This is a genomic window from Dokdonella sp. (assembly GCF_035511235.1).
Classification (GTDB): Bacteria; Pseudomonadota; Gammaproteobacteria; order Xanthomonadales; family Rhodanobacteraceae; genus Dokdonella.
The window spans coordinates 270,850-288,890 of record NZ_DATKFQ010000009.1 but is presented as its reverse complement, the minus strand read 5'-3'; the positions used below and the strand labels follow the sequence as shown (position 1 = coordinate 288,890).

Annotated in this window: 17 protein-coding genes; 16 read left to right on the top strand and 1 reads right to left on the bottom strand. The window is 73.0% G+C overall.

Annotated features, from left to right (window positions below; translation table 11 throughout):
• Window positions 1-29: 29 nt before the first annotated feature.
• The 15 genes from VMR06_RS05385 to VMR06_RS05315 all read left to right on the top strand — a co-directional run bounded on the left by VMR06_RS05385 (window position 30) and on the right by VMR06_RS05315 (window position 15,009).
• Window positions 30-584 (top strand): hypothetical protein, encoded by a 555-nt coding sequence (locus tag VMR06_RS05385; protein ID WP_325373804.1) that lies wholly within the window; start codon window positions 30-32, stop codon window positions 582-584.
• Window positions 581-2,275 (top strand): AMP-binding protein, encoded by a 1,695-nt coding sequence (locus VMR06_RS05380; protein WP_325373802.1) that lies wholly within the window; start codon window positions 581-583, stop codon window positions 2,273-2,275. The genes VMR06_RS05385 and VMR06_RS05380 overlap by 4 nt, the downstream gene beginning before the upstream one ends.
• On the top strand, window positions 2,272-3,009 hold the full coding sequence (locus tag VMR06_RS05375; protein ID WP_325373800.1) for a glycosyltransferase family 2 protein: 738 nt from the start codon (window positions 2,272-2,274) through the stop codon (window positions 3,007-3,009). The genes VMR06_RS05380 and VMR06_RS05375 overlap by 4 nt, the downstream gene beginning before the upstream one ends.
• Window positions 3,006-3,944 carry an acyltransferase gene (locus VMR06_RS05370; RefSeq protein WP_325373797.1) on the top strand — a complete coding sequence of 313 codons (939 nt, stop codon included), beginning with the start codon at window positions 3,006-3,008 and terminating at the stop codon, window positions 3,942-3,944. Before VMR06_RS05375 ends, VMR06_RS05370 begins: the two co-directional genes overlap by 4 nt.
• Window positions 3,925-5,469, top strand: coding sequence for an aromatic amino acid ammonia-lyase (locus VMR06_RS05365; RefSeq protein ID WP_325373794.1), 1,545 nt, complete (start codon window positions 3,925-3,927; stop codon window positions 5,467-5,469). The genes VMR06_RS05370 and VMR06_RS05365 overlap by 20 nt, the downstream gene beginning before the upstream one ends.
• On the top strand, window positions 5,462-5,893 hold the full coding sequence (locus VMR06_RS05360) for an acyl-CoA thioesterase (RefSeq protein ID WP_325373791.1): 432 nt from the start codon (window positions 5,462-5,464) through the stop codon (window positions 5,891-5,893). Before VMR06_RS05365 ends, VMR06_RS05360 begins: the two co-directional genes overlap by 8 nt.
• A 29-nt stretch (window positions 5,894-5,922) precedes the next feature.
• Window positions 5,923-6,600, top strand: coding sequence for an outer membrane lipoprotein carrier protein LolA (locus VMR06_RS05355; RefSeq protein ID WP_325373789.1), 678 nt, complete (start codon window positions 5,923-5,925; stop codon window positions 6,598-6,600).
• Window positions 6,593-8,947 (top strand): MMPL family transporter, encoded by a 2,355-nt coding sequence (locus tag VMR06_RS05350; RefSeq protein ID WP_325373786.1) that lies wholly within the window; start codon window positions 6,593-6,595, stop codon window positions 8,945-8,947. Before VMR06_RS05355 ends, VMR06_RS05350 begins: the two co-directional genes overlap by 8 nt.
• Before the next feature lie 184 nt (window positions 8,948-9,131).
• Window positions 9,132-10,358 (top strand): NAD(P)/FAD-dependent oxidoreductase, encoded by a 1,227-nt coding sequence (locus VMR06_RS05345; protein WP_325373784.1) that lies wholly within the window; start codon window positions 9,132-9,134, stop codon window positions 10,356-10,358.
• Entirely contained in the window at window positions 10,346-10,909 is a 564-nt protein-coding gene (locus VMR06_RS05340) for a DUF3261 domain-containing protein (RefSeq protein WP_325373782.1), read from the top strand. Before VMR06_RS05345 ends, VMR06_RS05340 begins: the two co-directional genes overlap by 13 nt.
• Window positions 10,906-12,093 (top strand): beta-ketoacyl-ACP synthase, encoded by a 1,188-nt coding sequence (locus VMR06_RS05335; protein ID WP_325373780.1) that lies wholly within the window; start codon window positions 10,906-10,908, stop codon window positions 12,091-12,093. The genes VMR06_RS05340 and VMR06_RS05335 overlap by 4 nt, the downstream gene beginning before the upstream one ends.
• Entirely contained in the window at window positions 12,090-12,551 is a 462-nt protein-coding gene (locus VMR06_RS05330; protein WP_325373778.1) for a hotdog family protein, read from the top strand. Before VMR06_RS05335 ends, VMR06_RS05330 begins: the two co-directional genes overlap by 4 nt.
• The gene (locus VMR06_RS05325) at window positions 12,544-13,275 is read left to right on the top strand and encodes a 3-ketoacyl-ACP reductase FabG2 (protein ID WP_325373776.1); all 732 of its coding nucleotides are present in this window, start codon (window positions 12,544-12,546) and stop codon (window positions 13,273-13,275) included. Before VMR06_RS05330 ends, VMR06_RS05325 begins: the two co-directional genes overlap by 8 nt.
• A gap of 10 nt (window positions 13,276-13,285) precedes the next feature.
• Window positions 13,286-14,536 carry a beta-ketoacyl-ACP synthase gene (locus tag VMR06_RS05320; protein ID WP_325373774.1) on the top strand — a complete coding sequence of 417 codons (1,251 nt, stop codon included), beginning with the start codon at window positions 13,286-13,288 and terminating at the stop codon, window positions 14,534-14,536.
• Window positions 14,537-14,565: 29 nt separating this feature from the next.
• Window positions 14,566-15,009: an excinuclease ATPase subunit gene (locus VMR06_RS05315; protein WP_325373772.1), complete on the top strand. Its 444-nt coding sequence runs from the start codon at window positions 14,566-14,568 to the stop codon at window positions 15,007-15,009.
• Here VMR06_RS05315 and VMR06_RS05310 read toward each other — a convergent pair.
• Window positions 14,988-15,635 (bottom strand): hypothetical protein, encoded by a 648-nt coding sequence (locus VMR06_RS05310; protein WP_325373770.1) that lies wholly within the window; start codon window positions 15,633-15,635, stop codon window positions 14,988-14,990. The genes VMR06_RS05315 and VMR06_RS05310 overlap by 22 nt on opposite strands.
• Before the next feature lie 117 nt (window positions 15,636-15,752).
• On the opposite strand from VMR06_RS05310, the gene VMR06_RS05305 reads away from it, so the two are divergent.
• A complete protein-coding gene (locus tag VMR06_RS05305; protein WP_325373768.1) occupies window positions 15,753-17,954 on the top strand; it encodes a hypothetical protein in 2,202 nt (733 codons plus the stop codon).
• Window positions 17,955-18,041 lie beyond the last annotated feature (87 nt).

Below are 18,041 nucleotides of genomic sequence, written 5' to 3'. Positions count from 1 at the left end.
CGCCCGCCCGGCGCCGCCGACCGCACGCCATGCGCCTGGCCCTGATCGCGCTGGCGACGCTGGCCTATCCGCTGCTGGTATGGCTGGGCATGGCCCATCTGGAACCGCGCTGGCTGGCGGTGGGTCTGGCCGTGCTCGCGGTCGCGCGCGCGGTGGCCACGCGCGAGCGCCTCTGGCTGGTCGCCGCCGGTGGCGCGCTGCTGCTGGCCGCGGCCGCCGCACTCGGCAATGCGCTGCTGCCGCTCAAGCTCTATCCGGCCCTGGTCAACGCGGTGCTGCTGACCGTGTTCGCGGTCAGCCTGGCGCATCCGCCGAGCGCGATCGAGCGCCTGGCACGCCTGCGCGAACCGGATCTGCCGCCGGCCGCGGTCGCCTATACGCGCAAGGTCACCTGGGTCTGGTGCGGCTTCTTCGTCGTCAACGGCACGCTGGCGCTGGCGACCGCGCTATGGGCCGACGCGGCGACCTGGGCGCTCTACAACGGCCTGATCGCCTATGGGCTGATCGGCGCACTGTTCGCCGCCGAGTGGCTGGTGCGCCGCCGCGTCCGCGCGCGCCACGCGGCGGCCGGAGCGCAGCGATGAGGCCCTCGTTCGTCGCGCCCGATCGGCTGCTCGCGACCGGCCGACCGGCCGGCCACGCGGTCGCCGCGCGCGATGGTGCGCCGCTGTCGTTCGAGGCCTTCGCCGCAGCCGCCGCGGCCTGGCGACAGGCGTTCGTGCAGGCGCGCGCCGGCTCGGTCGGCCTGTACCTCGAGGACGGATTCGAATTCGCCGCGGCATTGTTCGGCGCCTGGCACGCCGGCACCCGGGTGTGGCTGCCAGCCGATGCCCTGCCGGCCACGCTGGCGCGCCTGGGCACCCAGGTCGAGCGCTTCGCCGGCGACGTGCCGGCCGCGCTCGATCCGCTGCGGCCGGCGCCGGCGGCGGCCGCGCCCGACTGGCAGCCGCTCGATCCGGCCTGGACCGGCCTGACCGTCTACACCTCCGGATCGAGCGGCGAGCCGGCGGCGATCGGCAAGCGGCTCGGCCAGCTGTTCGACGAGGTCGGCGCGCTCGAACGCGCCTGGCCGGACCTGCCGGCGCAGGTCTGCGTGCACGCGACGGTCTCGCACCAGCACATCTACGGCCTGCTGTTCCGCGTGCTGTGGCCGCTCGCGGCCGGACGCCCGTTCGCGACCGCGCGCCTGGCGTTTCCGGAGGACATCGCCGCCGCGCTCGCGCAGGGCCCGTCGCTGCTGATCGCCAGCCCCGCGCATCTGAAGCGGCTGCCGCCGGCGCTGCCGTGGGCGGCGGCGCGGGCCGGACTGCACGGCGTGTTCTCGTCGGGCGGCCCGCTGCCGGATCAGGCGCTGCCCGATTGCCGCGCCCTGCTCGGCCATGCGCCGGTCGAGGTCTACGGCAGCTCGGAGACCGGCGGCGTCGCCTGGCGCCGCCGCGACGCCGACGGCGATGCCGCGTGGCGTCCGCTGCCGGACGTGGAGATCCGCATCGAGGACGGCACGCTGTGGGTGCGCTCGCCGCACCTGGCCGAACGCGGCTGGCAGCCGAGCGCCGACCGTGCCGAAGCGGCCGCCGGCGGTTTCGTGCTGCTCGGCCGCCGCGACCGCGTCGCCAAGATCGAGGAGAAGCGCATCTCGCTCGACGCGATCGAGCGCGTACTGGCCACCGACGAGGCCGTCGAGGCCGTGCGCGTCGTCGTTCTGCCGGGCTCGCGCGTGCAGCTCGGCGGCGTGGTCGTACCGAGCGAACGCGGCTGGGCTCGGCTCGACGCCGACGGCCGCCGCGCGTTCGGCGAGCGCCTGCGCGGCCTGCTCGCCGCGCACGTCGATGCCAGCGTGCGGCCGCGGCGCTGGCGCTACCCGTGGGCGCTGCCGCTCGACAGCCAGGGCAAGACCACCGAAGCCGCCCTGCGGGCACTGTTCGACCCGCGCCGGCCGCACGCGCGCCTGCTCGAACGCGACGCGACGACGGCGCGGCTGCGGCTCGCGATCGACGCCGAGCTGCCGTGGTTCGACGGCCATTTCCCCGGCACGCCGATCGTGCCGGGCGTGACCCAGGTCGACTGGGCGATCGGCTTCGCGCGCGAGTTGTTCGCGCTGCCGCCGGCGTTCCGCGGCCTGGAGGCGCTGAAGTTTCAGCAGGTCATCGTGCCGGGCGGCGAGGTCGAGCTCGATCTTGCCTACTCGGCCGAGCGCGGCCAGCTGACGTTCCGGCTGAGCTCGGCGGCCGGTCCGCACGCCGGCGGCCGCATCGTGTTCGGCGAGGCGCCGTGAAGACCTGTGCGGTGATCCCGGTCTACAACCACGGCCAGGCGGTCGGCGCCGTGGTCGAGGCCGTGCGCGGCCACGGGCTGCCGTGCATCCTCGTCGACGACGGCAGCGACGCGGACTGCGCGAGCGTGCTCGACCTGATCGCCGGCGCCGACCCGGACGGGGTCCGCCTGCTGCGGCTGCCGGTCAACCAGGGCAAGGGCGGCGCGATGATCGCCGGCCTGCGTGCCGCGCATGCGCGCGGCTACACGCACGCGCTGCAGATCGACGCCGACGGCCAGCACGACACGCGCGACATCCCGTGCTTTCTCGAACAGGCCGCGCGCTATCCGGCCAGGATCATCTGCGGCTGCCCGATCTTCGACGACAGCGTGCCCAGGGGCCGCCTGTACGGCCGCTACGCGACGCACGTCTGGGTCTGGATCAACACGCTGTCGCTGGCGATCCGCGACTCGATGTGCGGCTTCCGCGTCTATCCGCTGGCGCCGGCGATCGCGCTGTTCGACGCGGTGCGGCTGGGCCGGCGCATGGATTTCGACAGCGAGGTGCTGGTGCGGCTGCACTGGCGCGGCGTGGGCATCGTCAATCTGCCGACGCAGGTGCGCTATCCGGCCGACGGCATCTCGCACTTCGACGTGCTGCGCGACAACCTGCTGATCTCGCGCATGCACGCGCGGCTGTTCTTCGGCATGCTGCTGCGGCTGCCGCGCCTGCTCTGGCGCAAGGTGGCGTCTTGAGCGCACGGCACTGGGCGCAGATCGGCGAGAACACCTTCGTCGCCGGCATCTGGCTGCTGTACTGGGTGCATCGCCTGCTCGGCCGCTGGCCGTTCCGGCTCGCGGTCTATCCGGTGATCGGCGTCTACTGGCTGGCGCGGCGCGACCTGCGCGCGGCCTCGCTGCAGTACCTGGAGCGGCTGCAGGCGGCGACCGGCGCCCTCGGCCATGCACCGACCTGGCGCGACGGCATGCGCCACGTCGGCCTGTTCGCCGAGACCTTGCTGGACAAGCTGCTGGCGGTGTCGGGCCGCTACCGGTTCGCGAACGTGCACACCGAGGGCCGCGAGGAGATCTACGCGATCGCCGGACGCGGCGTCGGCGGCCTGCTGGTGACCGCGCACCTGGGCTGCCTGGAGATCGGCCGCGCGATGGCCGGCCATCGCGGCGTGTTCCGGCTCAACATCCTGGTCCACACGCGCCACGCCGCGCAGTTCAACCGCCTGCTCAAGCGGCTCAATCCGGCGCAGGACGTCAACCTGATCGAGGTCACGTCGATCGGCCCGGAGACCGCGCTGCTGCTCGGCGAGAAGGTGGCCGCCGGCGAATACGTCGTGATCGCCGGCGACCGCGTGCCGGTGTTCGCGAGCCAGACCGTCGCGGTCGACTTCCTCGGCCACCGCGCGCCGCTGCCGGCCGGTCCCTGGGTGCTGGCGGCGCTGCTGAAGTGTCCGGTGCACTTCCTGGCCTCGATCCACGAGCGCGGCAGCTACACGATCCGCTTCGAACCGCTGGCCGAGCGCGTCGAGCTGCCGCGCGGCCGCCGCGAGGAGGCGATTGCCGACTATGCTGGGCGCTACGCCGCCGCGCTGACGCGCATGCTCGAACGCTCGCCGTATGACTGGTTCAACTTCTTTCCTTTCTGGGATCAGAGCGATGGCTCCGAGCGTTCCTGAGGCGGTCCGTTTCGACGGCCGCGCGCTGTCGATCGAGGACGTGCTCGCCGTCGCGCAACGCCGGCGCGGCGTCGAGCTGTCGGCCGACCCGGCGTTCCGCGACCGGATCGGCCGCGGCGCGGCCTTCCTCGACCGCCTGCTCGCGACCGACGGCGTGATCTACGGCGTGACGACCGGCTACGGCGACTCGTGCACGGTGACGATCCCGCCGGCCCTGGTCGCCGAGCTGCCGCATCACCTGTACGCGTACCACGGCTGCGGCGCCGGCCGCCTGCTGACGCCGGAGGAGACGCGCGCGGTGCTGGCCACGCGGCTGGCCTCGCTGGCGATCGGCATGTCCGGCGTCAGCACCGGCCTGCTCGAGCAGTTCGAGCGGCTGCTGCGGCACGACATCCTGCCGCTGATTCCGGCCGAAGGCTCGGTCGGCGCCAGCGGCGACCTGACGCCGCTGTCGTACGTGGCCGCGGTGCTCTGCGGCGAGCGCGAGGTCTGGTACGGCGGCGCGCGGCGCGCCACCGCCGAGGTGTTCGCCGAGCTCGGCATCGCGCCGCTGCGGCTGCGCCCGAAGGAAGGCCTGGCGATCATGAACGGCACCGCCGTGATGACCGCGCTGGCCTGCCTGGCCTGGGCGCGCGCGGACTATCTGGGCCGGCTGGCGACGCGGCTGACCGCGTTCAACGTGCTGGCCAGCGCCGGCAATGCGCACCATTTCGACGAGCGGCTGTTCGCGGCCAAGCCGCATCCGGGCCAGCAGCGCGTCGCGGCGCGGCTGCGCGCCGATCTGGCCAGCGACCGGCCGCCGCGCAACGAGCAGCGCCTGCAGGACCGCTACTCGCTGCGCTGCGCGCCGCATGTGATCGGCGTGCTCGAGGATCTGCTGCCGTTCCTGCGCGGCCTGATCGAGAACGAGCTCAACAGCGCCAACGACAATCCGCTGGTCGATCCGGACGACGCGCGCGTGCTGCACGGCGGCCATTTCTACGGCGGCCACATCGCGCTGGCGATGGACACCCTCAAGAACGCGGTCGCCAACCTCGCCGACCTGCTCGACCGCCAGCTGGCCCTGCTCGTCGACACGCGCTTCAACCACGGCCTGCCGAGCAATCTCAGCGCGGCCGAGGGCCCGCGCGCGGCGATCAACCACGGCTTGAAGGCGCTGCAGATCAGCGTGTCGGCGTGGACCGCCGAGGCGCTCAAGCTGACGATGCCGGCCTCGGTATTCTCGCGCTCGACCGAATGCCACAACCAGGACAAGGTCAGCATGGGCACGATCGCCGCGCGCGACGCGCTGCGCGTGCTCGAGCTGACCGAGCAGGTCGTCGCGGCGATGCTGATCGCGGCGCGCCAGGGCATCACGCTGCGCGCACGCGTCGATCCGGCGCTGGCGCTGAGTCCGCCGCTGGCGGCGATGCATGCCGATCTGGAGCGGCGCATCGCCCTGGTCGACGAGGACCGCGCGCTCGACGCCGACCTCGCCGCGCTGATCGAGGCGATCCGCACGCGCGCCTGGAGCGTCCATGACTGAGCGCGCCGCCGACGACCGCTTCAGCCATGCGATCGAGCTGACGCCGGCGTTCCACGACTTCGACCCGATGAACGTGGTCTGGCACGGGCATTACCTCAAGTACCTGGAACTGGCGCGCTGCGCGCTGCTGCAGCGCTTCGACTACGACTATCCGCAGATGCGCGACTCGGGCTATTTCTGGCCGATCGTCGATCTGCGCAGCAAGTACATCCGGCCGGCGACCTGGGGCCGCGCGCTCGAGGTGCGCGCGACGATCGTCGAGTGGGAGAACCGGCTGAAGATCGACTACCTGATCCGCGACGCGGTCAGCGGCGAGCGCATGACGCGCGCACACACGATCCAGGTCGCGGTCGAGATCGCCAGCGGTCAGATGCAGTACGTGTGTCCGCGCGTACTGTGGGATCGTCTCGGCATCAGTCCGTGACGCCCCGTCCAGACCTGGAGGACCGTTCCATGAGAGCCATGCCCGCGACCCGTACCGCAGCGCGAACGGCACCGCTGCGCGCCACGCCGCGCGCGATCGCGCTCGCGGCCGCGCTGCTCGCGCTCGGCTCCGCGCCCGGTGCGCTCGCGGCCGATCCGGCCGCGCTGGCGGCCGCGATCGGCGGCCGCCTCGCGCAGCCGGCGGTGCTGCGCGGACGCTTCGAACAGACCAAGCAGGTGGCCGGCTTCAGCCGGCCGCTGCGCTCGAGCGGCGACTTCCTGGTCGCACGCGACCACGGCGTGCTGTGGCGCACACGCGAGCCGTTCGCCGGCGAGCTCAGGCTGACGCGCGAGGCGATCGTCGCCACGCAGGCCGGCGAGACCGCGTTCCGGCTCAGCGCCGACGAGGAGCCGACCGTGCGCGTCATCAACGGCCTGATGTTCTCGCTGCTCAACGGCGAGGTCGACCGGCTCGCCGAGCATTTCACGGTCGATGGCCAGGCCGGCGATGCCGGCTGGGAGCTCGCGCTGACGCCGCGGCAGCCGGGCCTGGCCAAGCTGCTGAGCGGCGTGGATCTGCAGGGTGACCGCCACGTCCGGCGCATCGTGCTCGACGAGGCCAACGGCGACCGCACCGAGATCGTGTTCTCCGATCAGCGCGACACGCCGCCGGCGCTGACGGCCGAGGAGGCCGCCGGCTTTGAATGAGGCCCCCGCATCGGCGCGGCGGTTCGCGATCGGCTGGCTGCTGGTCGTGCTGGCGATGGCCGGCCACGGCCTGTGGCTGTGGAGCGGCGACCGCCTGCAGCTGGAGACCGACATGCTGGCGATGCTGCCGCAGCGCGCCGACGACCGCGCGGTGCAGGACGCGACGCGCCAGCTCGCCGACGCGGCCGGACGCCGCGTCGTGGTCCTGGTCGGCGCCGCGGACTGGCCTTCGGCACGCGCTGCGGCCGATGCCTACGCGGCCAGCGTCGAGGCCGCCGATGCCTCGCTCGGCCTGCGCTACCGCGTCGGCGCCGACCTCGCCGACGACTGGATCGGTTTCTTCGCGCCGTATCGCGGCCAGTTGCTGACCGATGCGCAGCGCGCCGAGCTGACGACCGAATCGACCGAACGACTGGCGGCCAAGGCGGTCGAGGCGCTGTACCGGCCGTTCGGCATGCCGCGCATCGGCGCCTGGCAGGACGATCCGCTGAACCTGTTCGGCGGCTGGCTCGCCGCGCGCGCGGCCGACAGCCCGGTGCGCGTCGTCGACGAGCGGCTCTCGGTCGCCGGCGACGGCCGGCAGTACGCGCTGCTGATGGTCGAACAGCACGGATCGGCGTTCTCGATCGCCGCACAGCGCGCGCTGGTGCCGGTGCTCGAGGCGGCGCGCGCGGCCGCGCTGGCCGCCGTGCCCGGCGCCGAGGTCATCAACGCCGGCGTGCCGCTGTACGCGGCGCATGCGGCCGAGCAGGCGCATCGCGAAGTGCACACGATCGGCCTCGGCTCGCTGGCCGGCATCCTGATCCTGACCGTGCTCGCGTTCAACGGCCTGCGTCCGCGCCTGCTGGTCGCGCTGTCGATCGGCGTCGGCCTGCTCGCGGCGATCTCGGTCTGCGCGCTGCTGTTCGAGCGCGTGCACCTGATCACGCTGGTGTTCGGCGCGAGCCTGGTCGGCGTTGCCGAGAACTACGGCACCAACTGGTTCTGCAACCGGCTCGGCCGGCCGCCCGAGGAACGCTGGGCGATGCGGCGGCGCCAGGCGCCGGTGATGTGGCTGGCGATGCTGACGACGGTGATCGGCTATGCGCTGCTCGCCTTGGCGCCGTTTCCGGGGCTGCGCCAGATCGCGGTGTTCTCGGGCGTCGGCCTGCTCGCGGCGTTCGTGACGGTGCTGTGGTGGTTTCCGTTTCTGGACCGCCGGCCGATCCCGTTCAACCGCTTCGCCGACTGGCTCGGCAGCCGCCGCGCGTACTGGCCGGCACTGGGGCGCAACCGCTTCACGCTGGTGTTCTCGGCGCTCGTGCTCGCGATCGTCGCGGCCGGCGCGTTCAAGCTGCGCAGCAACGACGACATCCGCCTGCTGCAGAACTCGCCGCCGGCGCTGATCGAGCAACAGCTGGCGCTCGGCAAGCTGCTCGATCTGCCGAGTCCCGCGCAGTTCTTCCTGGTCACCGCACGGAGCCCGGGCGAGGTGCTGGCCGCCGAGGAGGCGGTCAAGCGCGCGCTGGCCGGCCTGGCCGGCGAGGGCGTGCTCGACGGCTGGCAGGCGGTCTCGGACTGGGTGCCCTCGCCGGCGCGCCAGGCCGAGGACCGCGCCCTGATCGCAGGCCGCATCGGCGGCGCCGACGGCGTGCTCGCGCAGGCCTCGGCGCGGCTCGGCGAGACCTTCGCGCCGCCAGCGCCCGCAGCGGCGCCGACGCTGCGGATCGAGGACTGGCTCGCCGCGCCGGTATCCGAGCCGCTGCGCCATCAGTGGCTGGACCGCTTCGGCGACGGCTACGCCAGCGTGATGCTGCTGCGCGGCGCGCACGATCCGGCACAGTTTCCGCGGCTGGCCGCGGTCGCCGACGGCGTGCCCGGCGTGCGCTTCGTCGATAAGGTCGGCGAGGTGTCCGAGGTGCTCACGCACTACCGCCAGCGCATGAGCATGGTGATTCTGGCCAGCTATGCGCTGGTGCTGGTCGCGCTGTGCCTGCGCTTCGGCCGGCGCGGCTGGCGCGCCCTGGCACCGACCGCGATCGCCAGCGTGCTGTCGCTGGCCCTGCTCGCGCTGCTCGGCCAGTCGCTGCAGCTGTTCAACGTGCTCGCGCTGCTGCTGATCCTCGGCATGGGCGTGGACTACGGCATCTTCCTGCTCGAGCAGCCCGGCCGCGGCGAGCGCCGCCCGTTCCTGTCGGTGACGATCGCCGCGGCCTGCACCCTGCTCGCGTTCGGTCTGCTGGCACTGTCGCAGACGCCGGCGCTGCGCGCGTTCGGCCTGACGATGCTGTTCGGCATCTTCCTGGCCTGGCTGCTGACGCCGCTGTTCATGCCGGCGTCCGGACCCGCGGGCCGTGATCGGATATGACGCGATCTTGCGTCAGAAAGGCCACGGGGGCGTGCGTGGCGGCGACCCGCCGTCGACGCACCGCGCCCGCGCAGGCTGAACGCGGCGTTCTTCTGCGCCGGCCGCCATTCCCGGCATACTGCGCGCGCCGCCGGGGAGGCGGCCGCTCCGCCTCGCTCGCTTTCGCATCCGGGAACCGCTGACCATGCTGATCGAACGCACCGAAATCCTCATCGTCGGTGCCGGCCCGGCCGGCTCGGTCGCCGCCGGCCTGCTGCGCCAGCAGGGCCGGCGCGTGCTGATCATCGAGAAGGAGCAGTTTCCGCGCTTCTCGATCGGCGAGAGCCTGCTGCCGCAGAGCATGCAGTATCTGGAAGAGGCCGGCTTCCTCCGCGACGTCGTCGAGGCCGGCTTCCAGTACAAGAACGGCGCGGCCTTCGTGCGCGGCGAGCGCGCCACCGCGTTCGACTTCCGCGACAAGTCCTCCCGGGGCTGGGGCACCACCTATCAGGTGCAGCGCGCCGACTTCGACCACGTGCTGGCCAAGGCCGCCGGGAAGGCCGGCGCCGAGGTGCGCTACCGCCACCAGGTGGTCGCGGTCGACGTCGAGGGCGAGCGCCCGAGCGTCGACGTCGTCGCGCCGGACGGCACGATGTACCAGGTGCACGCCGACTTCCTGCTCGACGCCAGCGGCTTCGGCCGCATCCTGCCGCGCCTGCTCAAGCTCGAGACGCCGTCGAACTTTCCGGTCCGCGGCGCCTATTTCACGCATGTCGAGGACCGCATCGCGACCGGTGCGTTCGACCGCAACAAGATCCTGGTCAGCGTGCATCCCGAGCACGTCGACGTCTGGTTCTGGACGATCCCGTTCTCGAACGGCCGCTGTTCGCAGGGCGTGGTCGCGCGGCCGGAGTTCCTCGACCGCTTCCCGGGCGACGAGACCGAGCGGCTGCGCGCGATCATCGCCGAAACGCCGACGCTGAACCGGCTGCTCGCCGACGCGGTCTGGGACACGCCGGCGCGCAAGCTGGTCGGTTACGCGGCCAACGTCAGCTCGCTGTGGGGCAAGCGTTTCGCGCTGCTCGGCAATGCCGGCGAGTTCCTCGATCCGGTGTTCTCGAGCGGCGTGACGATCGCGTTCAAGTCGGCCAGCCTGGCCGCGGCCGCGCTCGCGCGCGAGGCGGCTGGCGAGACCGTGGACTGGCAGCGCGACTATGCCGATCCGCTCAAGCGCGGCGTCGACACGTTCCGCGCGTTCGTCGACAGCTGGTACGCCGGCGGCTTCCAGGACGTGATCTTCCATCCGCGCCAGTCGGCCGAGATCCGCCGCATGATCGCGGCGATCCTCGCCGGCTACGCCTGGGATCTGGACAACCCCTACGTCGCCGAACCGCGTCGCCTCAAGACGCTGGAGCAGCTGTGCGCGGTCTGATCGTCGCGGCCGGCCTGGCCGTGCTGCTGGCCGCCTGCGCGCAGGCGCCGCGCCGCGCCGGCGCACCGCTGCCGGCGCTGGCACTGGCCCCGGCCGCGTTCGGCGGTGCGATCGGCCTGGCCCAGCAGCTGCGCTTCGCGCGGCTCGACGGTGCCGCGGTCGGCGCCAAGCCGCTCGATGCCGCGCTCGAGATCGACGCCGAGCGCGTGCGTCTGGCCGCGCTGGCGCTGAGCCGGCGCGTGCTGACGCTGAGCTGGGACGGCCGGACGCTCGACGTGGAGCGCGATCCGCAGCTGCCGCCGCAGGTCGATCCGGCGCGCGTGCTGCGCGACGTGCAGCTGGTGCTGTGGCCGGCCGCGGCGATCGCGGCGGCCCTGCCGGCCGGCTGGACGCTGCACGAGAGCGGCCTGCGGCGCGAGCTGCGCCACGGCCCGAGCGTCGCGGTCGCGATCGAGTACGCCGCCACGCCGGCCTGGGCCGGCACGATCGTGCTCGAGAACCGCCACGAGGGTTATCGGCTGACGATCGACTCGCGCGAGCTGGCGCCGTGAACAAGCCGGTCTATCTCAACGCGCTCGGCGTGGTCTGCGCGCTCGGCCGCGGCCAGGACGCGTTGCGCGAGGGCCTGTTCGCCGCGGCGCCGGGCGGCGTCGCCGCGCACACCGGCGTGCTGCCGGGCCAGACGCTGCATCTGGGCGTCGTCGGCGCGACGCTGGCCGACGACGGCGTACTGCCGGCCTGGCAGCGCAGCCGCAACAATGCGCTGCTGCTGACCGCGCTGGCCGAGATCCGGCCGGCCGTCGACGCCGCGATCGCGCGCTACGGCGCCGACCGCGTCGGTCTGGTGCTCGGCACCAGCACCTCGGGCATCGGCGAGAGCGAGACCGCGATCGCGCACTACGCGCGTGAAGGCGTGCTGCCGCCGCACTATCACGTCGGCCAGCAGGAACTCGGCTCGCCGGTGATGGCGCTGGGCGGCCTGCTCGGCCTGGCCGGCCCGTCGATCGTGGTCTCCACGGCCTGCTCGTCGAGCGCCAAGGCGATGGCGAGCGCGGCGCGGCTGCTGCGCGGCGGCCTCTGCGACGCGGTGATCACCGGCGGCGGCGATTCGATGTGCGCGTTCACGGTGGCCGGCTTCGCAGCGCTGGAGGCGATCAGCCCGGCACGCTGCAATCCGCTGAGCCGGCATCGCGCCGGCATCAACATCGGCGAGGGCGCGGCGCTGTTCCTGATGACGCGCGAGCCCGGACCGGTCACGCTGGCCGGCTGGGGCGAGTCGTCCGACGCGCATCACATCTCGGCGCCGGACCCGAGCGGCCGCGGCGCGTCGGCCTCGATGCGCGAGGCGCTGCAGCGCGCCGCGATCGGTCCGGACGCGGTCGACTACGTCAACCTGCACGGCACCGCGACCGAGCAGAACGACCAGATGGAATGCCTGGCCGTCAATGGCCTGTTCGGCGACCGCGTCCCGGTCAGCTCGACCAAGCCGCTGACCGGGCACACGCTCGGCGCCGCCGGCGCGATCGAGGCGGCGATCGCCTGGCTGACGCTGGCCGACAATCCCGAAGGCCGCCTGCCCGCACACTGGTGGGACGGCGCGGCCGATCCGGCGCTGGCGCCGGTCGCGATCGCCGAACCCGGCAGCGCGCTCGGCCGGCCGCTCGACTACGTGCTCAGCAATTCGTTCGCGTTCGGCGGCAGCAATGCCAGCCTCGTGCTCGGCCGCGCCCGATGACGCCGGTCACGCTGCCGATCGCCGACCTGCTGCCGCATGCCGGGCGCATGCGCCTGCTCGACCGCGCGATCGAGGCCGACGCCGACGGCCTGGTCGCCGAGGTCGACATCCGCGCCGACGGCCTGTTCTTCGACGGCGAAGGCGTCGGCGCCTGGGTCGGCATCGAGTACATGGCGCAGGCGATCGCGGCCTGGGCCGGCCTGCGTGCACGCGGCGGCGGCGGCGCGCCGAAGATCGGCTTCCTGCTCGGCAGCCGGCGCTACCGCTGCACGGTCGCGCGCTTCCTGCCGGGACAGACGCTGCGCGTGACGATCCGCTGCGACTACCTCGCCGACAACGGCCTGGGCCAGTTCGACTGCCGCATCACGCACGATGCGCAGACCGTGGCCGAGGCCGCACTGACCGTGTTCGAACCGGCCGATGCGGCCGCCTTGCTGCAACGGGGACGCGATGACTGACAAGACGATCCTGGTCACGGGCTCCAGCCGCGGCATCGGCCGCGCGATCGCGCTGCGCTTGGCGCGCGACGGCTACGATCTGGTCCTGCACTGCCGCAGCCGCAAGGCCGACGCCGACGCGGTCGCCGCGGAGATCGGCGCGCTCGGCCGCAGCGCGCGCGTGCTGGTGTTCGACGTCGCCGACCGCGCCGCCGCGGCCGCGGCGCTGCTCGCCGAGGTCGACGCGCACGGCTGTCCGTACGGCATCGTCTGCAACGCCGGCATCGCGCGCGACAACGCCTTTCCGGCGATGCCGCCGGAAGACTGGGACGCGGTCGTCCACACCAATCTGGACGGCTTCTACAACGTGCTGCATCCGCTGACGATGCCGCTGGTGCGCCGCCGCAAGCCCGGCCGCATCGTCACGCTGGCGTCGGTTTCGGGCATCATCGGCAACCGCGGACAGGTCAACTACAGCGCCGCCAAGGCCGGCATCATCGGCGCCACCAAGGCGCTGGCGGTCGAGCTGGCGAGCCGCGCGATCACCGTCAACTGCGTCGCGCCCGGCCTGATCGACACCGAGATGGTCGACCCGCGCGTGCTCGACGAGGCGCTGAAGCTGATTCCGGCCGGCCGCATCGGCAGGCCGGCCGAGGTCGCGGCGGTGGTCAGCTTCCTGATGGGCGAGGACGCCGCCTACGTCACGCGCCAGGTGATTTCTGTCAACGGAGGTCTGGTGGGATGAGGGTGCAGGCATGAGGCCGGCGGCAATGCGGCGCGTCGTGGTGACCGGCGTCGGCGCGATCAGCCCGCTCGGCAACGATTGGCCCAGCGTCGAGGCGCGCCTGCGCGGCGGACGCAATGCGGTCACGTACATCGACGAATGGGACGCCTACGAAGGGCTCAACACGCGGGTCGGGGCACGCGCGGCCGCGTTCGAGCTGCCGGCGGACACCTACAACCGCAAGAACACGCGCAGCATGGGCCGCGTCGCGCTGATGGCCACGCGCGCCAGCGAACTGGCGCTGGCCGACGCCGGCCTGCTCGGCGATCCGCTGCTCGGCAGCGGCCGCATCGGCATCGCCTACGGATCCTCGTCCGGCTCGCCGGTCGCGATCGGCGACTTCGGCCGGATGATCGCCGAGAAGACCACCGAGGGCATCAACGCGACGACCTACATCCGCATGATGTCGCATACCGCGCCGGTCAACATCGGCGTGTTCTTCGGCATCACCGGCCGTGTCGTGACCACTTCCAGCGCCTGCACCTCGGGCAGCCAGGGCCTGGGCTACGCGTACGAGGCGATCAAGGCCGGCCATCAGGTGGCGATGCTCGCCGGCGGCGCCGAGGAACTGGACGCGACGCAGGCGGCGGTGTTCGACACGCTGTTCGCGACCAGCGTGCGCCACAACCACGAGCCGCAGCTGACGCCGCGTCCGTTCGACGCCGAGCGCGACGGCCTGGTGCTCGGCGAGGGCGCCTGCACGTTCGTGCTCGAGGAGCTCGAGCACGCGCAGGCGCGCGATGCGCGGATCCTCGGCGAGATCGTCGGCTTCGGCACCAACAGCGACGGCCGCCACGTGACCCATCCCAACAGCGAGACGATGGCCGCGGCGATGCGCCTGGCGCTGGCCGACGCCGGCCTGCCGGCTGCGGCGATCGCCTACGTCAACGCGCACGGCACCGCGACCGACCAGGGCGACGTCGCCGAGGCCGCGGCCACCCATGCGGTGTTCGGCGAGCGCATCGCGATCTCGTCGCTGAAGAGCTACATGGGCCATACGCTCGGCGCCTGCGGCGCGCTGGAGGCCTGGATCACGCTGGAGATGATGCGCCACGGCTGGTTCGCGCCGACCGTCAACCTCGCCGGCGTCGATCCGCGCTGCGCGCCGCTCGACCACGTGACCGGCGCCGGCCGCGCGATCGACACCGATCTGGTCATGACCAACAATTTCGCGTTCGGCGGCATCAACACCTCGCTGGTGCTGCGCCGCTGGCGCGACTGACCCCCACCGTTTTCCGAAGGAGACCACTGATGAAGACCGTCATCGCCACCACCCTGGCCACGCTGCTGCTGGCCGCCGCCGCACCCGCGTCCGCCCGCGACGATGCCCACATGCTGCCGCTCAAGGACGTCATCGAGCTCGGCAAGGCCGAGGGCAAGCTCGACGGCTCGGTCGCGTTCTATCTGGAAGGCCAGAAGACGCCGAAGGTGCTGCAGAAGATGAGCTCGGACGTATCGAACAAGAAGACCAACAGCGCCGGCAAGGACATCGACCGCGCCTGTCAGTGGGCCGCGCTGTCGGCGCTGATCGCGTTCCAGCAGAAGGCCAAGCAGATCGGCGCCAACGCCGTGATCGACATGGTCAGCTACTACAAGAAGAACACCAAGGCCAGCCCGACCGACTACGAATGTCACGACGGCGCCTTCGTCACCGGCGTCACGCTGAAGGGCAGCTACGCCAAGGTCGCCGAGTAGGCGGCGCCGCACCAGCCCCCGGCGCGCAGGCCCGCCAGCGGCCGCCTGCGCGCCGATCCATGCAGGATCGCGCCGCGCGACCGCAGCGCCGATCGATCCTGAAACGGACGCGCACGCGCCGTGCGATCGCGGCCCGGCCGCCCGAAGCGGCGAGAACCGATCGCCCGGTTGTGCGAGCGCGATGGACCGTCCATCGTGCACAGACGGCGCTCGACGCCGCGATACGTGCCGCGGCGCAGCACGCCCTTCAAGCCGCCGCTGCCGACGCGACCGGCCCGAGGCCGGAGGGCCGTGCGCACCATCCTGGCCGGCACCGCCCTGACCTCCGCATCGCGCATCGCGCGACCGCGTCCTCGCCCCTGACGCCCCGCAAGGCCGCGCGCGCCGCCTCGCATGCCCGCGCTCCGGCTCGCGGCGGCGTCCTGGCGTGCGCGCATCGACGGATGCGCGGCGCTGACGGTCCGCATCGGCGATGCGGCCGCGGCACGCCGTGCGATGCCGCGTTTCGTGCTCGCGTTCACTGTTTCGGCGACCGCGCAAACACGAACGAAAGACGCCGCAAACGCATTCGGCGATCGATTGCGGCAGGCTAAGCGTCTGCCATCCGGCCTGCGGGCGACCGGCACCGCGTCCGAGCGAAGAGGGCCCGGCGCCGCGGTCGCGCAGCGGGTGGCGGCTTCCGCCGCGGCCTGGCCCGGATGCCGTGCCGCGCATGCCTTCAGCCCCCTGCAACGAGGTGTCCGATGACCCAACGCAGCCTGATCCTGACCCTGACCTGTTGCGCCGCCGCAGCGACCGCGCTCGCCGCCGGCGCGGCGACGCAACCGCTCCCGGCCGGCGCCGCCGGCTTCGATGCGCGCCATGCCGAACGCGGCGACCATGCCGGCCGCCGGCCGCTGCAGGCCGCCCGGCTCGGCCATGCCGCAGCGTCGGCGCCGCGTGGCGGCGGCGTACCGGCCGCCTGGAGCGCGCTCGGACCGTACGGCGGCGACGTCACCAGCGTCGCCGCGTCGCCGACGCAGCCGGACCTGGTGTTCGCCGGCACCGCGCCGGGCGGCGCCGGCGGCGGCACGCTGTACCGCTCGACCGACGGCGCCGCGCAGTGGAGCGCGGTGCCCGCGCTGGCGTTCCGCAGTGTCTTCGACATCGCGTTCGCGACCACCGGCACCGTCTACGTCGGCACCGACGGCGGCCTCTTCAGCAGCAGCGACGGCGGCACGACCTGGACCCAGCACGATCTGGGCATCGGCGCCAATCAGCTGACCGCCGCGATCGCGGTCGACCCGGGCAATCCCTCGACGATCTGGGCCGGCATCGACGATGCGTTCGGCACCCAGGCCGCCAACGTCGTGCGCTCAACCGACGGCGGCGCGACCTGGACCGACGTCACGCCGGCACGGCCGACGCCGATGAGCGCGACCGCGATCGCGATCCATCCAGCCGACCCGCAGATCGTGATCGCGACGTTCGGCGGCTGGATGGGCGGCGGCGAGGTCTGGGTCACCACGAACGGCGGCAGCAGCTGGACCAACCGCTCGGCCGGCCTGCCGGCCAATCCGCTGCGCGCGGTCCATTACGACGGCATCCGGCTGCTGGTCGGCGGCGGCCAGATGTTCGGCTCCCAGTTCGTCGGCCTCTACGCGTCGAACGACCTCGGCGCGACCTGGACCGCGCTGCACGACGCCGGCTGGCCGCTGCGCGTGGTGACCGACATCGCCGTGGATCCGACCGATCCGCAGACGATCCTGGCCGCGATCGACGGCGGCGGCATCAACCGCACGACCGACGGCGGCGCGACCTGGGAGACCGGCGTCGGCGGCAGCACGATCCTGTCGGCACAGTCGGTGCGCTACGCGCCCGGCGACCCGGACCGCGTCCTGGTCGGCGCGGCTTCGCTCGGCGTCTATCGCTCCGACGACGGCGGCGACGCGTTCGCGGCCTCGACGATCGGCATCGCCGAGCTGCCGCTGATGGCCGTGGACACCAGTCCGGCCGAGGCCGACCACGTCGCGGTCGCGTTCCAGGGCAACAACAACGGCGGCATCCTGACCTCGACCGACGGCGGCGCCACCTGGACCGCCGAGCCGGTGCCGCCGACGCGCTACAGCAACGTGCGCTACGCGCCGGACGGCACGCTGTTTGCGCTGTCGAGCGGCCCGAGCTCGGTCGCGCCGGAAGGCCTGTACCGTCGCAACGGCGACGGCAGCTGGACCAGCCTCGGTCCCGATCAGGGCACGCTGTTCGAATCGGACCTGGTCGCGATCCGCTTCGGCGCCACCGCCTCGACGATCCATCTCGGCGGCGCCGATTTCGGCGTGGCCGGCTCCGAGCGCACGGTCTGGCGCTCGACCGACGGCGGCGGCACCTGGACCAAGACCCACGAGGGCACCGACGGCGACAAGGTCGTCGACATCGAGATCGTCGCCGGCAGCGGCGGCCAGCGTCTGGTCGCGACCTACGACGGCCCCGAGGGCGGCGCGCTGCGCTCGGCCAGCGGCGGCGCGGACTGGTCCGCCGCGGTGACCGGCCTGCCCGGCTTCGCGCGGTTCGGCCGGCTGTGCTCCTCGGCCACCGCACCGGGCATCACCTACATGTCGATGTGGGACAGCTGGAGCACCGGCGCGGTGTACCGCAGCACCGATGACGGCGCGTCGTGGACCTCGACCGGCTGGTCCGGCGGCAATCTGTCGGACGTCGCCTGCCATCCGCAGGAGGCCGGCGTGCTGTACGCGGCCCAGCAGGGCGCCACCGCGGTGATCCGCTCGACCGACGGCGGCGCCAGCTTCACGGCGTTCGCGGCCGGTCTCGACGCGGCCGGCGCGCCGACCGAACTGGCGCTGTCGCGCGCCGGCGAGCCGCGGCTGTACCTGTCGACGACGCGCGGCAGCTTCGTGACGCCGCGCGACGGCGCCGCCGATCCGATCTTCGCCGACGGCTTCGATTGACCTCCTCCGCCCTGCCGGCACCGGGCGGATTCGCGACCGGGGCGCCGCCGTCCGCGGCGGCGCTCTGGTCACGCGCGCACGCGGCGT